Consider the following 15,744-nt stretch of genomic DNA (forward strand, 5'->3'; position numbering starts at 1 on the left):
CCGCATCCGCATCCGCATCCGGGAAGCAGACCCCGCGGGCCGCACGGCCGGCCGCCGAGACCCTCGACAACGACGGGCTGGTGATCCTCCCCGAGGTCCCCTCCCCCGATCCCTCGGAGGCCGCGGCCACCGTCGCCGCCCCGCCCACCGGCGGCCGGCGCTGCGGCGTCGACAACTGCGCCGGGACCATCGGCGTCGTCTTCCCCGGCGGCCCCGCCCTGGCCAACGGCTACTGCCCCCACTGCGGCCGCGCGTACTCCTTCGAACCGAAGCTGCGCCCCGGCGACCGGGTCGGCGACCACTACCGGGTGCTCGGTTTCCTCGCGGTGGGCGGCCTCGGCTGGGTCTATCTGGCGGAGGACACCCGGGTGCCGGACCTCCATGTCGTCCTCAAGGGGCTGATCAACACCGGGGACGCGGTCGCCCGGCGGTCGGCCGTCGAGGAGCGCCGCTCCCTGACCACGCTCCACCACCGGGACATCGTGCGGATCGTGACGTACGTACGGCACCAGGAGCCCGGCGAGACGGAACCCACCGGGTACATCGTCATGGAGTACGTGGGGGGCCGCTCGCTCGACTGGATCCGGCGTGCCTCCGACACGGAACTCGCGGGCCTGTTCGGCGGCTCCTTCGGCATCGGCCATGTGATCACCTACGGCTGCAAGATCCTCGGGGCACTGGAGTATCTGCACCATCAGGGCCTGCTGTACTGCGACATGAAGCCCGAGAACGTCATCCACTACGGGCGCGACATCAAGGTCATCGACCTCGGGGCGATCCGGCGGACCGACGACCGGTCCTCCACGCTCGTCTACACCTCGGGCTACGCGCCGCCGAAGAAGGAACGCGACCAGCGGGGCTTCCACATCGACACCGACCTCTTCACCGTCGGCCGGACCCTGGAGACCCTGGCCGCGCGCGCCGAGCCCGCCGCAGGGCTCGCCGCCCGCTCCTTCGACGCGCTGATCAGACGGGCCACCCACGCGGAGCCGACGGCGCGTTTCACGTCCGCGGCGGAGATGTCCCGTCAACTGTGGGAGGTGCTGCGCGAACACCAGGCGCTCAGCGGGCACGCGCCGTACCCGGAGCGCTCCACCCGGTTCGAGCCGACGGCGGCCGTGTTCGGCGCGGCCCTCGGCACGGTACCGACGCTGGACCACTGGACCCACCGCTCCGGGACGGACGCGCCGGAGCTGCCCGTCGGGGCACCGGCCCCCGAGGACACCGCGCGGGCGCTGCCCGTGCCGATCCCCGATCCCGGGGATCCCGCGGCCGTCCTGCTCGGCGGTCTCGTCTCCGGCAGCCCCGAGCGCATCGCGGAGCGCGCCGAACGGGACCCGGCGCTCGGCACCGTCGAGACGGCGTGGTGGCTGTGCCGCGCCTACCTCGCCGACGGGGACACCGACCGGGCCGGACAGTGGCTCGACCGGGCCCGCGAGCGGAGCGGCGCGTACGACTGGCGGGGCTTCTGGCACCAGGGGCTGGTGTGGCTGACGCGTGGTCAGGTGCAGTCGGCGGAGGCCGAGTTCGCGGCCGCCTACGCCGCGCTGCCCGGGGAGTCGGCGCCGAAGCTGGCGCTGGCGTTCTGCGCGGAGTACCGCTCGGCCGCCGAGGACCGGACGGAGGCGTACTACGAGGCCGTATGGCGGCGGGACCGGACGCAGGGCAGCGCGGCCTTCGGGCTCGCCCGGCTCCATCTGCGGCGGGGGGACCGGGCACGGGCGGTCGCGGTGCTGGACGAGGTGCCGACCACGTCACGGCACTACGACGCCGCGCGCGTCGCCGCGGTCCGGGTGCTCACCGGCCGGCTGGCCGGAGCGGGGCCGACGGTGGACGAGTTGGCCGACGCGGACCGGCGACTGGAGCGGCTGGCGGGCCCGGCGCAGCACCTCGTGGGCGGCGCGGCATGGGACCGGCTGGTCACCGAGGTCCGCGAGAACGCCTTGGCCTGCCGCCCGCCCGGCGGGTGGGGGCCGCGCTTCCCGGCCGGTGACGTGTTCGGACCGCTGGACACCCACGGGGCGTTGAGCACGCGGCTGTCCGGTTCGCTGCGGAGGCTCGCGGACCAGGCGGGCAGCGCTGTCGAGCGCGGTGAGCTGCTCGACCGGGCGTACGCGGTGCTCCCGGAGCCGGTCCGCCTGCGGGAGCTTCTGCGGGGCCGGCGGCGGACGGCGTGAAGGTGCGGGGCCCGCGGCCGGGACGCCGGCGGGCCGTGAACGGGCCGGGCGGGCCGAGACCCGCGGACGAGGGCGAGGAGCACGGGCACCGTGGACACAGGGGCATCCGTGAACGAGCACGCGAGGAACGACGGAACGGCGGGCGGCGGGGCCGCGGGCACCACTTCGGTGGGCCTCGACCTCAGCCAGTGGAAGTACCTGTCCCGCGAGGCACGGGAACCGCAGATGCACGCCATCCTGACCGTCGAGGCCGACGGCACGCAGAGCGGCGGCGGCGCGGGCCCGATGCTGGCGCAGGTACTGGCCGTGGACTGCTCCAGTTCGATGGCGTATCCGCAGGAGAAGCTGCGCGCGGCCCATCAGGCGGCCGTGGCGGCGCTGCGGCTGCTGCCGGACGGCACACCCTTCGCGGTGGTCAGGGGCACCCAGTCGGCGGACCTCGTCTATCCGACGACGGCGACCACGGCGCGGGCCGACGCCCGGCACCGCGCGCGGGCGGAGCGGGCCGTGCTGAACCTGGTGGCCGGGGGCGGCACCTGCATCGGCAGCTGGCTGGACCTGTCCCGCAGGCTGCTGATCGACGCGGACGCCCCCATCGGGCATGTCCTGCTGCTGACCGACGGCAAGAACCAGCACGACGAACTGATGCCGCTGTCGGACGTCCTGGACTCGTGCGCGGGACGGTTCGTGTGCGACGCCTGGGGCATCGGCGACGGCTGGGACGGCCGGGAACTGCTGCGGATCACCAGTCGGCTGCACGGCACGGCGTCGTCCGTGCGGGAGGAGGCGTCCCTGCCCGAGGAGTACGCGCGGCTGACGCGCCGTCTGCTCGCGAAGAGCATCCCGGAGCTGGTGATCGCGGTGACCCCCACGGCCGGGGCCCGGGTGCGCTCCCTCAAGCAGGTGTTCCCCACCGAGGTGGAGCTGGACCCGGTGGGTACGGACGGCGACGGGACCCTGAGGTTCGTCACGCGCGCGTGGGGCGACGAGATCCGTCGCTACCAGCTGTCCCTGTCCGCGGACCCCACCGGCATGCCCCCGGGCGAGGATCTTCAGCTCGCGGTCGTCGCCCTCGACGTGCCCGGCGGCCGGGGCGTGGAGGTGACGCCGCCCCTGCCGTGCGTGGTGCACTGGACCGACGACGTGGCGCTGTCCGGGCGGAGCGACATCCAGGTCGAGCACTTCGAGCGCCATCAGCGGCTCGGCGAGGCCGTCGCCGCGGCGACGGACGCCCACCGCGGCGGGCGGCGCGACGCGGCGCGGCACCACCTGGGCCGGGCCGTGCAACTGGCCCATGCCATCGGGGCCGAGCAGGCCCTCGACCGGCTGGAGCGGCTGGTGGAGGTCCTCGACGCCGAGGCGGGCCGGGTCCGGCTCCGTCCCGGTGTGGCGGCGGTGGACTTCGAGCATCTGATCACCGCGAGCAGCCACAGCACGTACGGGCCCGACGCGGACTCCACCGACGACGTGTTCCTCGGCGACCCGGTCGCGGCCACCGTGCGATGCCCCTCGTGTCAGGAGCGGACGCCGGCGACGGCGCGTTTCTGCCCGTTGTGCGGTCATGACCTGCGGGAGCGGGCGTGAACACCACCGAGCGTGATCTGGTGCGCAGGCTCTGGGTGCTGCTGTCCCTCGCGGTGGTCTCCACCCTGGTGCTGTTCGGCGCCTACCGGGGCGTGCACGACGACACCGTGCCGCTGGCGTCGTCGAGCGCGCCGGGCATCCTGGCCGTGGACACCGCGAGGAACGCCGTGCAGCGGGCGCACGCGGCCGTCGACGGGAGCGGGACGCCACCGGACGCGACGGGCGACTTCCACACCCAGATATCGGTGGCCCACCAGAGCATCGCCGTCGCGGCGTCGGAGAACGTCGCCGGCCCGGCGGACCGTCACACCCTCAAGACGATCACCGGGTTGATCACGGTGTACTCGGCGTGGGTGGAGCAGGCGGGGCAGGAGGAGGACGCGTCGCTGCGCGCGGCGTTCCTGCACTACGCGGAGCGGGGCCGGGACGACATCGTCGAGCGCCTCGACGAACTGCAGGAGCGGTGGCTGGCGGTCGCCCGTGAGCAGGCGTCGTTCCCGTGGCCGCTGTGGCTCGGGTGGGGCGCGGTGGCGGTGCTGGGTCTCGCGCTGTGCGGGGCGCTGGTGGAGGCGCAGTGGTTCGCGCGGCGCCGCTTCCGTACCGCCGTGCAGCCATGGCTGCTCGCCGCCACGGTGCTGTGGGCGGGCTGGTCGGCGGTCCTCGGCTGGTTCACCGTACGGGCGCAGCGGGCGATGGGGGACTCGCTCGCCGCGCTGCGCGGGGTCCGGTCGGCGGAGGAGATCCCCGAGGCCGGGGCGAACGTGGAGCGGTACATGGCGGACGCCGGCTTCTGGGCGTCGCTGTCCGGCTGGGTGCTCGTCGGAGGGGTCGTGCTGATGGTGTTGACGGTGTCGGGGCTGGGGCCGCGCATCTCCGAGTACCGGTTCCGGGGCCAGCGATGAGCCGGCCGCGGACCCGGACGCTCGTCGCCGTAGCCGTGTGTCTGGTGCTGCTCGCCGCGGTGGTCGCGGCGGTGCGTCTGACGGGGGGCTGGACGGGATCGGTCACGGTGCTCGCCAACTGGAGCGGCGCCGAGCGGGAGCAGTTCGAGCGGGCGGTGCGGCCGTTCGAGGAGGAGCACCGCATCGACATCGTCTACCAGGGCAGTTCCGCCCTGAGCCAGGTGCTGGCGGCGGATCTTGCGGCCGGTACCCAACCCGACGTGGCGCTGCTGCCGGGTCCTGGCGAGCTGACGGCGTACGCGGCCGAGGGCAGACTGGAGCCGCTGGACGGGCTGTTCGAAGCGGGTGACTACGGCGGGGTCTGGGTGCCGAAGGTGGCGGGCGGGGACGGCCGGAAGCGGACGTACTGGCTGCCGGTGAAGGCCGGTCTGAAGAGCATGGTGTGGCACGGGGGCGAGCTGTCGGGGGCCGGGATCGGGCGGGCCGCCGGTGAGCCCGGCCGCTGGTGCGTGGGCATGGAGTCCGGGGCCACCTCGGGTTGGCCGGGCACCGACTGGGTGGAGGACATCCTGCTCCAGCAGGCCGGCCCGGAGGTGTACGCGCAGTGGGCGAACGGCCGCCTCCCGTGGACGGACCCCCGGGTGCGGAAGGCGTGGCGGACCTGGGGCGACCTGGTGGGCGCGGGCGACCGGTCCCGGGTCGACCGCCTGCTCCAGGACGACTTCGCCCGTGACTGCTCCCGACGGAACCTGGAGCATCTGGGCTCGTTCCGCGACAGCCACTGGAAGCCGCTGGCGGGTGACTTCGTGCACTCCGCCGAGGTGATCCCGGGCGCGCGGGAGGGCGCCGCCCACTGGGAGGTCTCCGGGGACCTCGCGGCCCTGCTGAACGCGACGGACGAGGCGAAGAAGCTGATCCGGTTCCTGGCCGATCCCGAAACCCGGCTGCCGGACTTCACCGCCCACCGGAGGGCCGCCGCGCCGGACGGTCCCGAGGACGCGCCGAGGCGGCGGATCGGCTCGATCCTGCGTGGCGCGGAGCGGCGGCTGTGCTGGGACGCCTCGGACACCATGCCCCCGGCCCTGCGTGACGCGTTCCACCAGGCGGTGCTGCGTTTCCTGGTCGCCCCCGGTGAACTGGACGCCCGACTGCGGGAGTTGGAGGACATGAGCGTCGACCGCCGCCCCACCCTGCCGGTGTGCGGCGGCGGTTGACGAGCCGGCTGCCGGAGGCCCCGGCGTACACGGGCGACGCGGCGCGTCCCGGAGGGGCATGTCGTCGCCCTGCACGGGGGCTGATGCGGGGCGGCGTCCCAGCGACGCGGCCGCCCCCCGTCAACGGGCCCCTTCCGGACCGGCTCGGCGGTCCCTTCCGGTCCGGTTCGGCGGCCCTTTCCGGTCCGGTTCGGCGGCCCTTGCCGTCTCCGTACCGGCGCGGCCTGCTCTCCGAAAACCACACACAAAGGCGGCCAGTTGACTGCTACCGGGCGCGCCAGGGAGGCAGCAGGCCGTGCGAGGGTCGACGGCAACATCCGTAGTAAACGTTTGCCGTGACCTCGCGCCCGCTTCCGTCCTCGGCAGGCCCTGACGCACCCCTCATGCAGTAGCGTCGAGCCGTGACGGACAACGGGAAGAGCGAGCGGCCGACGCCCCGAACCGGCCGGTCGGGCAGGCGCAAACGGGGCGAGGGACAGCTCACCGCCAGGGAGCGGCCCAGCACGATCCGCGATGTGGCCGCCAAGGCGGGCGTCTCGGTAGCAACCGTTTCCCGTACGCTGGCCGGGAACTATCCGGTCTCGGAAGAGGCGCGGGCCCGCGTCATGGCGGCCGTGGAGTCCCTGCACTACGTGATCAACGTGCACGCCAAGGCGCTGTCCGGGCGGGTCGCGGGCCCGGTGGCCCTGGTCATCAAGGACATCACCGGTCCGTCGCTCGCCCATGTCGCCGCGGGGGTGGAGCAGGAGGCCGCCGACCGGGGGCGGCTCAGCCTGGTGTGCGCCACGCACGACGACCCCGCCCGTGAGGACGCCCTGGTCCAGCTCATGCGGGAGCAGCACGCGGCGGCCGTCCTCCTCGTCGGCAGTGTCGTGCCGGACGAGGCGTACGGACGGCGGATGATCGGCTACGCGCAGGCGCTGGACGCGGCCGGGTCACGGCTGGTGCTGGTCGGCCGTCCCGCCCCGGCGCCGGACATGCCGGTGACCGTCGTCGACTACGACAACCGGGGCGGCGCCTTCCAGGCCGTCTCACATCTGCTGGCGTCGGGGCACCGGCGGGTGCTGTTCCTCGGCGGGGAGGCGGGGCTCAGCAGCGGGGACGAGCGCCGTGCCGGTTACCGGGACGCGCTGCGCGCGCACGGCGCCGAGCACATCGAGGAATTGGACACCACCGGGACGTACACACGCGCCTCGGGCTATGTCCGTACGCGGGACGCGTTGCGTGCCGGGCTGGAGTTCGGCGCGGTGTTCGCCGCCTCCGACATGGTCGCGCTGGGCGCGCTCGCCGCGATCCGCGAGGCAGGTCTCGACGTTCCGGGCGAGGTGTCCGTCGTGGGCTTCGACGACGTGCCCTTCGCCACCGACCTGACACCGCCCCTCACCACGGTCCGCGTGCCCTACGAGGAGCTGGGCCGTACCGCCGTACGGCTCGCCCTCGGCCGTGCGGACTCCCCCGCCGGCGACGACCACGTGGTGCTGGGGACGCAGTTGATCATCCGGCAGTCGGTGCGCCGGGTGACCTGGTAGCGGCGCCCCGGCCCGTCGACCGGGACGGTCCCGCGGACCCCCGGTTCCCCTCTCGGATCAGCGCGGGGTGTCGAGCAGCGAGGTGAGCGTCTCGGTGAAGGCGGTCGCCGACTGGTCGGCGTGCTCGCGTATCCGCGCCGCCACGGCGTCGGCGCCTCCGCCCTCCACGAGGCGGACGAGTCGGTCGAGGCGCCGCTCGTGGCCCTCGCGGGTGTCGGGAAGAGTGGTCAGATAGAAGTCCGCCGCGTCGTACGCCATGTGGAACACATGCTTCTTCACGTCGCTCAGCGTCAGATAGTCGTCGTGGGTCGTCGGCACCGGCTCGGGAGCGCCCACGCACAGGACCGGGGTGCCCGCGCCCCAGGCGTTGACCGCCAGGTGGTAGGTGTCGGTGACGACCAGCCGGTACCGGGGAAGGACGTGCAGCAGGTCGCCGAGGGTGTGGCCGCCGGGCCGCCGCGCGATGTGGGCGGCACGGGCCGGGACGTCCCGGTCGAACCAGGGCAGCCATTCGAGCGGGGCGCCGAGGCGGTCCGCGAGGGACGCGCAGAACTCCGGGAGCCAGGCAGGGATCTCGGTGCGCGCGCCGAGGAACACACCGATCGCGCCGCCCTCCGGCAGGTCCTGGGACCAGGCCGTGGCCGGGAGGTGGTCCAGGTCGCCGGGGCGGGACAGCAGGGCCGCGTCCGAGCCGAAGTGCTCGGTGGCGCGGTCCCCGCGGAAGCGGGCGACCTTGGCCGCGGAGAGCGGCTCACGCGTCCAGATCCGGTGACTGCGGGTCACCAGCCGGGAGAACAGGGGGCCGTACTCCTTGTCCTCGTAGTCGGACTGGGTGTTGTGCAGGATCGTCCCGCCGTAGCTGAGGGTCCGAGAGAGGAGTTCGTCCGGCTGGTCCGCCAGCAGCAGCGTGCGGTTCAGCAGTTGCCGGGCCGCGTCCCGGTCCTCGGCCATACCGAAGTCCATGAGGCGGTTCGTCGCGTCCTGCGCCAGATAGTGCCGCGTGTGCAGGAAGTCTCCCCAGAAGACGACCGCGTCATGGTCGCGCAGCTCGTCGAGGTGCTCGGCCAACGGCCGGAAGCGGAACGGGAACTCGGTACCGCGTGCGCACTCCCGCAGTTCGACCGTCTCCGGTGGGTGCAGGGTGTACCAGGTGGCGTCGACGGGGGTGGCCATCCGCCGCCGGAGGGACTCGAACGCCAGGTCGACGGTCACCATGCCCGTGTTGCGGTACCCGATGTTCGGCGCGGTGATGACGGCAACGCGTGCCATGTGCTCGTTGTCCCCTTCGCCGGTGCCGGCGCGGTCGTGGTCGGTAACGGATCACGTGCCAACGTACACGCCCGGCCCGGGGCGACCGCGCCCGGCCCCGCCGGCCCGGTCACCCACCAACCGTCCTGCACACAAGGGGAATTGGCGGCGCACCGGACCGACGAGCACCCGTACGCCGAGTGCATGTGGAAGGCCGCCGTCAGACGATGGGGTCGAACCACGTGGGCGCGTCGGACATGGCCTGCTTGATCCGGGACAGCGCGAACTCGCTCAGGTCGGGCAGCGCGTCCAGGGAGTACCAGCCGACCTCCAACGACTCGTCGTCGTTGACCCGTGCCTCTCCTCCGACGGCGCGGCACCGGAACGTGGTGTCCATGTACTGGCAGACGTCCCCGTTGTCGTACCGCACCGGGGCGAGTGCCTGGACGAGGACGACCCGCTCGGCCACGCACCTGATCGCCGTCTCCTCCTGCACCTCGCGCACGGCACAGGCCGCGGGCTGCTCCCCGGGTTCCGGGATACCGCCGATGAGCGACCACTGGCCGTTGTCGGACCGGCGGTTCAGCAGCACTCTGCCCTCGTCGTCGAAGACGACGGCGGTGACCCCGGGGAGCCAGAGGAGCTGATGGCCCGCGGAGACGCGGAGGGTGCGGATGAATTCAGGGGTAGCCATGGAGCCGACCCTAACCGGCCGGTTCCCTCACCCCGACGCTTCCCGGACGCGCACACGCGGCGTACGGCTACACGCCACCGGCGCGCCTCCCGCGCACACCGGCCCCGACCGCCCAGCCGAGCCCACCGGCCGCGACCAGCACCAGCAGCGTCTCGGGCAGGATGCCGACCTTGGTGGCGGGTGTCTCCGAGGAGCGCAGCGGCACCTTCTGGACCAGGGAGTCGGCGACGAACATCCCGGTCCGCTGCGTGATCCTCCCGTCCGGCATGATGATCGCGCTGACGCCGCTGGTCACCGGCACGGTGACGGTGCGGCTGTGCTCGACCGCGCGGACCCGGGACATGGCGAGCTGCTGGTAGGTCATCTCGCTGCGGTCGAAGGTGGCGTTGTTGCTGGGCACGGAGATCAGCTGCGCGCCGTCGGTGACCTCGGAGCGCACCGCCCAGTCGAAGGCCGCCTCGTAGCAGGTGACGAGACCGACCCGGGCGCCGTCCATGGTGAACACGCCGGGCTCGGTGCCGCGGCTGAAGTCCTTGCGGACCATGGACGTCCACTGGTCGTTGATGGCGCCGATGAGCGACCTGAGGGGCAGATATTCGCCGAACGGCTGGATCTGCCGCTTGTCGTAGGTGTCGGTGGGGCCCTTCTCCGGGTCCCAGAGGATCTGCTCGTTGTAGAGCTTGCCGTCGCGTTCGACGACACCGCCGACGGAGATGGGCGCGCCGATGGCGGTGGCCGCGTGCTCGATGACCGCGCGGGCGTCGTCGTTGGCAAAGGGGTCGATGTCGGAGGAGTTCTCCGGCCAGAGCACGAAGTCCGGCCGCTCCACCTTGCCGGCCTTGACCTCGGCGGCGAGACGCTCGGTCTCCTTGGCGTGGTAGTCGAGGACCGCCCGGCGCTGGGCGTTGAAGTCGAGCCCGAGCCGCGGGACGTTGCCCTGGATGACCGCGACGGTCGCCGTGCCGTCCTCGGCCTTGTCGCTGACGAGCCCGCGCGAGGCGAGGGCGCCGACCACGGGGACGGCCACGCTCAGCGCCGCCACGGCGGCGGTCCCCCGGCGCAGCGCGGCGCCGGTGCGCCGGGCCTCGACGACCAGCCGGACGATCTCGAACAGCCCGTAGCCGCACAGGACGACCGCGAAGCCGAGGACCGGGGTACCGCCCAGCGCGGCGAGCGGCAGGAAGAGGCCGTCCGCCTGGCCGAAGGCGATCTTGCCCCAGGGGAAACCGTTGAAGGGGGCACGCGCGCGTGCGGCCTCGCCGGCGACCCACAGGGCGGCGGCCCACAGGGGCCAGCCGGGGAGCTTGGACACGACGGCGGTGCCCGCGCCGACGAGTGCCGCGAACACCGCTTCGATGGCGACCAGCGCGAGCCACGGTCCGGGGCCGACCTCCACGCCAGTCCAGACGAGCAGCGGCAGCAGGAAGCCGAGGCCGAAGAGGTAACCGAGGCCGAGTCCCGCCTTCCAGCTCCGCCCGCGCAGCACCCAGCCGAAGCCCGCGAACGCCAGCAGGGCCAGCCACCACAGGGTCCGGGGCGGGAAGCTGACGTAGAGCAGCACTCCACAGAGCGCCGCGGCGGCGGCCGGGAGGAGCCGACGGGCCCATCGGGACGCGCGGGAAACGGGCGCGGCCTGGGGTTCGAGCTGTTCCGGCTCGTCTACGGGAGTCGCGGTGACGGTCACTTGGGGAGTGTACGGCGCGTTCCCCGGGGGTTCACAGCGCGGTCCGTCCGGTCCCGGTGCGGTCCGGGCGGAGGTTCGCCACACCTCTGCAGCATCGTTCCTGCGCAACTCGTCCACACTTGGGCACCTCACCCGTTACGGTGTGCCCGAGCCTCTGACGTGCGGCCGAACACGGTTGAGCGGTCGGGGCCCGGCACAGTCGGGGGGCGTTGTGGAGTCCATAGGGACGGAGCCTGCGGCCGGAGCGTCGGCCGCGTCCGACAGACGGAACGTCTCCGATGTCACGGGCGTGATCCTGCTCGGGGCGTGTGCGGCCTGGTCGCTGGTCACGGCGGCGGCACGGGGCGGCCGCCCCGAGGGTGTGCTGCTGGCGGTGCTCGCGGTGTCGGCCGGCTACGCCGCGGGGCGCATCTGCGGTGCCCTGCTGCCGGTCGTGGCGCCGGGCGCGGGGGCGTTCGCCGGTCTCGGTCTGGCGGTCGCCGCCCCGCACACCACGGTGAGCTCACCGTTCATCTCACCGCTCGGGCACACGGGCGCCACGGCCGCGCTGCTGGTCCTGTCGGCGGGCGCCGCCTGCTGCGCGGCCTGGGCGGCCCGTGCGCCGGGCCTGCGGTTCGGGCTGCGGCTGCTGGCCGTGGGCGTCGCGGTGACGGCGGGTGTGCTCGGCTCGACCACCGGTGTCGTCGCGTGCACGGGGGTGCTGCTCTGCTCGCTCGCGGCGGCCCGGATGCCGCGGGGCCCCGGGCTCGCGGGGCTCGCGTTCGTCACGGCCCTGGTGACGGCGACGACCTGGGCGACGGCGGAGAACGCGCTGCCGTCGGGGCTGACCGACTCCCTGGAGGGCCGGCTCACCCCGCACCGCGTCCTGCTGTGGCACGACGCGCTCGGCATGGCCCGCGCCGAACCGCTGCTGGGTGCCGGCCCCGGCCGCTTCGGCGAGCTCAGCCCCACGGTCGCCCAGGCGCTGCCGTCCGACGACAAGCCGCACTCGGCGACGCTCCAGCTGGCGGCCGAGCAGGGACTCATCGGCGTCGCCCTGCTCGCCATGGTGTTCTGCTGGGTCCTTTACATGCTGTGGCGGTCCCCGCGGGCCACGCCGGTCGCGCTCACCGCGGGCGCGGCGCTGACCGCGCTGGCCGCGATCGCCATGGTCGGCAACGCGCTGAGCTTCACGACGGTGACGGCGGGCGCGGGCCTGCTCGCGGGAATGGCGACGGCGCGCCCCCTCGCGGACGAGGAGAACGGTGTCGGCGCAGCCGGCCGTGACGCGGGCGGCGGATGAGCCCACGAGGGAGCACGACCGATGCCGCCGACGGACGGCCCCGACCCCCTCGAAGACCCCCGGTGCCCACGACGGCCCCGGCGCCCCTGACGGCGTCAGCGTGCGGCGTCGGACGCCGTGGGCCTGAGCCGGGCCCGGATGACGCGTACGGCCGTCTCCGCGTGGTCGACGGTGATGGTGAACGTGTGTCCGTCCAGGAGACGCAGCACCACGGCCTCGCCTCTGCGTACGACGACTGCGGTGCCCTTCTCGGGGCGCCAGCGATAGCCCCAGCCGCCCCACTGGTGAGGGGTGACGCAGGGGGCGAAGTCCACATCGGCGACCTGGGAGAGAGGGATGCGGCGACGCGGTACGCCGATGTGGCCGCAGCGCACCTCCAGGCATTGCCCGTCGACCCTCACGGAGACGTGCACGAACGCGAGCGTCCCGAACAGGACGAGCAGCCCGGCCGCGATGCAGCCGACGACCGACATGACGAGCGGGGCCGTACCGGACGTCCACGCGGAGTCGACCGCGAGTTCGATGCCCAGCGCCATGAAGGCGGCGCCGCCCAGCGCCAGGAGCCACTGGGCGCGATTGGTCGCGCGGCCGGTCCAGACCTCGGAGGTGAGGGCTTCGGGGCTGCCCGGCACGCCGTGGGGGTGGTCCCTCATGGCTCTGAGCGTACTCAGGTTCCGTTGCGCAGGCACCTGGTCGCGGAACGTTACTTCTCGGGCTGGGCCGCGAGTGTGGCACCGACCGCCTGGAGCAGCCGGCCCTCCTCGTAGGCCAGGGCGGGGGCCGGCAGCGCGCCCTCGCGTCCGCTGAGGAGGACCGTCAGGCCGGCCTCGGTCCACTCGGCGTCGGGGGCCGGGAGCTCACCGATCCGGCGCAGCGCCTGGGCGGCCACCGCGCCGGCGGAGCCGTGCAGGACGAGGGGCGGCCGTCCGGGCTGCTGGACGGCCGCGCGGATGCGCTCGGCGACCAGTTCGTAGTGGGTGCAGCCCAGGACGACGGTCGTCACGTCGTCGGGGGTTAGGGCGGCAGCCGCAGCGATCGCGGCGTCGATGGCGGCGTCGTCGGCGTGCTCGACGGCCTCGGCGAGCCCCCAGCAGGGCACCTCGCTGACCGGCACGCCGCCGGCGAACTCCTCGATCAGTCCGCGCTGGTAGGGGCTGCCGGTGGTGGCGGGCGTCGCCCAGATGGTGAAGGGGCCGGCGCCCGCCGCGGCGGGCTTGATCGCCGGGACGGTGCCGATGACCGGCAGCTCCGGTTCGAGGAGGGCGCGCAGGGCGGGCAGGGCGTGCACGGACGCCGTGTTGCAGCCGACGATCAGGGCGTCCGGCCGGTGCGCGGCCGCCGCCTCGGCGACCGCGAGGGCGCGCCGCGTCAGGTCCTCCGGGGTCCGCGGCCCCCAGGGCATGCCGTCGGGGTCGGACGAGATCACGAGATGCGCGTCGGGGCGCAGTCGCCGCACCGCGGCGGCGGCGGGCAGCAGACCGATACCGGAGTCCATGAGCGCGATCTTCACCCGGCCACGATAGACGATTGCCTCGGCGGGGCCGTCGGCGTGGGGCAGACTGCCGACGTGAGCGCCATCGCGTGGACCGCCGCCGGATCACTCGCCGCCTGGCTGTGGCTGCTGCTCGGCCAGGGCTTCTTCTGGCGCACGGATGTACGACTACCGCCCCGCCGGGACCCGGACGACTGGCCGTACGTGTGTGTTGTCGTCCCCGCGCGCGACGAGACCGCCGTCCTGCCGGAGAGCCTGCCGTCGCTGCTGGCGCAGGACTACCCCGGCCGCGCAGAGGTCTTCCTGGTGGACGACGGCAGCACCGACGGCACGGGCGAGCTCGCCCGCGGGCTGGCCCTGCGCCACGGTGGCCTGCCGCTCACGGTCACCTCGCCCGGGGAGCCGCCCGCGGGCTGGACGGGCAAGCTGTGGGCCGTGCGGCACGGGATCGGGCTGGCACGCGCGCGTGCTCCCGAGTACCTGCTGCTGACGGACGCGGACATCGCGCACCGGCCGGACAGCCTGCGCGCGCTGGTGGCGGCGGCGCGCACCGGCGGCTTCGACCTGGTGTCGCAGATGGCGCGGCTGCGGGCGGAGAGTACGTGGGAGCGGCTCGTGGTCCCCGCCTTCGTCTACTTCTTCGCCCAGCTGTATCCGTTCCGCCGGATCGGTGTGCGGGGCTCGCGCACGGCGGCCGCCGCGGGCGGCTGTGTGCTGCTGCGGACGGAGGCCGCCGAGCGGGCCCGGATCCCGGACGCGATCCGGCAGGCCGTGATCGACGACGTGGCCCTCGCCCGGGCGGTCAAGGGCAGCGGCGGCCACGTCTGGCTGGGTCTCGCGGAACGGGTGGACAGCGTGCGGCCCTATCCGCGGCTGGGCGACCTGTGGCGGATGGTCTCCCGCAGCGCCTACGCGCAGCTGCGCCACAACCCCCTGCTGCTCGCGGGCACGGTCCTCGGTCTGCTGCTGGTCTACGGGGTGCCGCCCGCCGCGTTCCTGCTGGGGCTCGCGGCGGGTGACCTGCCGGCGGCGTGGTCCGGCGGGCTCGCCTGGGCCCTGATGGCGGGGACGTACCTGCCGATGCTGCGCCACTACCGGCAGCCGCTGTGGCTCGCTCCCCTGCTGCCGTTCACCGCGGTCCTCTATCTCCTGATGACCGTCGACTCCGCCGTACAGCACTACCGGGGGCGCGGCGCGGCCTGGAAGGGCCGCACCTACGCCCGCCCGGAGACGGTCCCCGAGGAGAGCTAGAAGCTCACATGGGGCGGCTACTTCCTGCCGGGTGTCCAGTTCATGCCCCACCCGTAGGCGTAGTCGACCGTGCGCTGGGGGCTGACGCCGCGCTCGGGGACGAGGTAGCGGGCCTCGCGCTGGACGATGAGGTCGCCGCCCTGGTTGGTGATGAGGGCGAGGGCGCAGACGGTGGAGGGGACGGTGCACTCGTCGAGGGAGAAGTCGACGGGCGCCCCGTGCTGGGGCTGGAGCGTGACCGTCGCATGGAGGTCGGCGAAGGAGCGGGCGCCCTCGTAGATGGTCACGAAGATGAGGATGCGCCGGAAGGCGTTCTTGTGGTCGAGGTTGACGGTGAGGTTCTCGCCGCTCGACACGGCCCCGGTGCGGTCGTCGCCGTCGAGGTGGATAAACGGGGGGCGGTGCAGCGCCCCGAAGGCGTTGCCGAGCGATTGGACGACGCCCTTGCTGCCGTCGGACAGTTCGAACAGGGCGCAGAGGTCGAGGTCGAGGTCGGCGTGCATGGCGACGGCCCGGCCCAGCTTGCTGCCCCACCCGGTGAACTGTTTGCGCACCTCCCAGTTGAGATTGACGCGCATGGCGCCGGAGGTGCCGCCCTGCTTGGTCAGGGAGACCGCCGGCCTCCTTGGTGCGCCTGACCAAGGTCACGCTCACCAAGGAGGCCCCGGCGGTCTCCCTGACCAAGCA

At 73.7% G+C, this 15,744-nt stretch carries 12 protein-coding genes and 1 pseudogene; 7 read left to right on the plus strand and 6 right to left on the minus strand.

All coding sequences use genetic code 11. The annotated features are described in order from the left end of the window. The 5 genes from AOK15_RS18030 to AOK15_RS18050 form a co-directional block, all read left to right on the plus strand. A partial coding sequence (locus AOK15_RS18030; RefSeq protein WP_055517991.1) for a tetratricopeptide repeat protein occupies positions 1-2,177 on the plus strand: 2,177 nt, incomplete at its 5' end. Positions 2,178-2,267: 90 nt separating this feature from the next. Then, entirely contained in the window at positions 2,268-3,761 is a 1,494-nt protein-coding gene (locus AOK15_RS18035; protein ID WP_240508482.1) for a hypothetical protein, read from the plus strand. Continuing rightward, positions 3,758-4,663 (plus strand): hypothetical protein, encoded by a 906-nt coding sequence (locus tag AOK15_RS18040; RefSeq protein ID WP_055517994.1) that lies wholly within the window; start codon positions 3,758-3,760, stop codon positions 4,661-4,663. The genes AOK15_RS18035 and AOK15_RS18040 overlap by 4 nt, the downstream gene beginning before the upstream one ends. Further along, the gene (locus tag AOK15_RS18045) at positions 4,660-5,877 is read left to right on the plus strand and encodes an ABC transporter substrate-binding protein (RefSeq protein WP_055517996.1); all 1,218 of its coding nucleotides are present in this window, start codon (positions 4,660-4,662) and stop codon (positions 5,875-5,877) included. Before AOK15_RS18040 ends, AOK15_RS18045 begins: the two co-directional genes overlap by 4 nt. 401 nt (positions 5,878-6,278) lie before the next feature. Then, the gene (locus AOK15_RS18050; protein ID WP_079058548.1) at positions 6,279-7,406 is read left to right on the plus strand and encodes a LacI family DNA-binding transcriptional regulator; all 1,128 of its coding nucleotides are present in this window, start codon (positions 6,279-6,281) and stop codon (positions 7,404-7,406) included. 57 nt (positions 7,407-7,463) lie between these two features. Here AOK15_RS18050 and AOK15_RS18055 read toward each other — a convergent pair whose 3' ends face one another. From AOK15_RS18055 to lnt, 3 genes are all read right to left on the minus strand, one after another. Next, positions 7,464-8,675, minus strand: coding sequence for a hypothetical protein (locus AOK15_RS18055; RefSeq protein WP_055517998.1), 1,212 nt, complete (start codon positions 8,673-8,675; stop codon positions 7,464-7,466). Positions 8,676-8,874: 199 nt separating this feature from the next. Then, positions 8,875-9,348 (minus strand): NUDIX hydrolase, encoded by a 474-nt coding sequence (locus AOK15_RS18060; RefSeq protein WP_055518001.1) that lies wholly within the window; start codon positions 9,346-9,348, stop codon positions 8,875-8,877. A 67-nt stretch (positions 9,349-9,415) separates the two neighbouring features. Beyond that, on the minus strand, positions 9,416-11,032 hold the full coding sequence (gene lnt / locus AOK15_RS18065; protein WP_055518004.1) for an apolipoprotein N-acyltransferase: 1,617 nt from the start codon (positions 11,030-11,032) through the stop codon (positions 9,416-9,418). A gap of 289 nt (positions 11,033-11,321) precedes the next feature. Between lnt and AOK15_RS18070 the strand changes: the two genes are divergently transcribed. After that, positions 11,322-12,314, plus strand: coding sequence for an O-antigen ligase family protein (locus tag AOK15_RS18070; protein WP_205632162.1), 993 nt, complete (start codon positions 11,322-11,324; stop codon positions 12,312-12,314). Positions 12,315-12,409: 95 nt separating this feature from the next. On the opposite strand, the gene AOK15_RS18075 is transcribed toward AOK15_RS18070, so the two are convergent. Together AOK15_RS18075 and AOK15_RS18080 are read right to left on the minus strand one after the other, a co-directional pair. Then, positions 12,410-12,967 carry a hypothetical protein gene (locus tag AOK15_RS18075; protein WP_055518008.1) on the minus strand — a complete coding sequence of 186 codons (558 nt, stop codon included), beginning with the start codon at positions 12,965-12,967 and terminating at the stop codon, positions 12,410-12,412. A gap of 50 nt (positions 12,968-13,017) precedes the next feature. Next, positions 13,018-13,824, minus strand: a complete 807-nt coding sequence (locus tag AOK15_RS18080; protein WP_055518010.1) for a glutamate racemase — start codon at positions 13,822-13,824, stop codon at positions 13,018-13,020. 57 nt (positions 13,825-13,881) lie between these two features. Between AOK15_RS18080 and AOK15_RS18085 the strand changes: the two genes are divergently transcribed. After that, positions 13,882-15,057 carry a glycosyltransferase gene (locus tag AOK15_RS18085; RefSeq protein WP_205632163.1) on the plus strand — a complete coding sequence of 392 codons (1,176 nt, stop codon included), beginning with the start codon at positions 13,882-13,884 and terminating at the stop codon, positions 15,055-15,057. Positions 15,058-15,074: 17 nt separating this feature from the next. Here AOK15_RS18085 and AOK15_RS18090 read toward each other — a convergent pair. Beyond that, positions 15,075-15,677: pseudogene (locus tag AOK15_RS18090) on the minus strand (TerD family protein); the annotation flags it as partial. Between the last annotated feature and the right edge of the window lie 67 nt (positions 15,678-15,744).

Origin of the sequence: Streptomyces ossamyceticus (genome assembly GCF_001418475.1) — a bacterium.
Taxonomy (GTDB): Bacteria; Actinomycetota; Actinomycetes; order Streptomycetales; family Streptomycetaceae; genus Streptomyces; species Streptomyces ossamyceticus.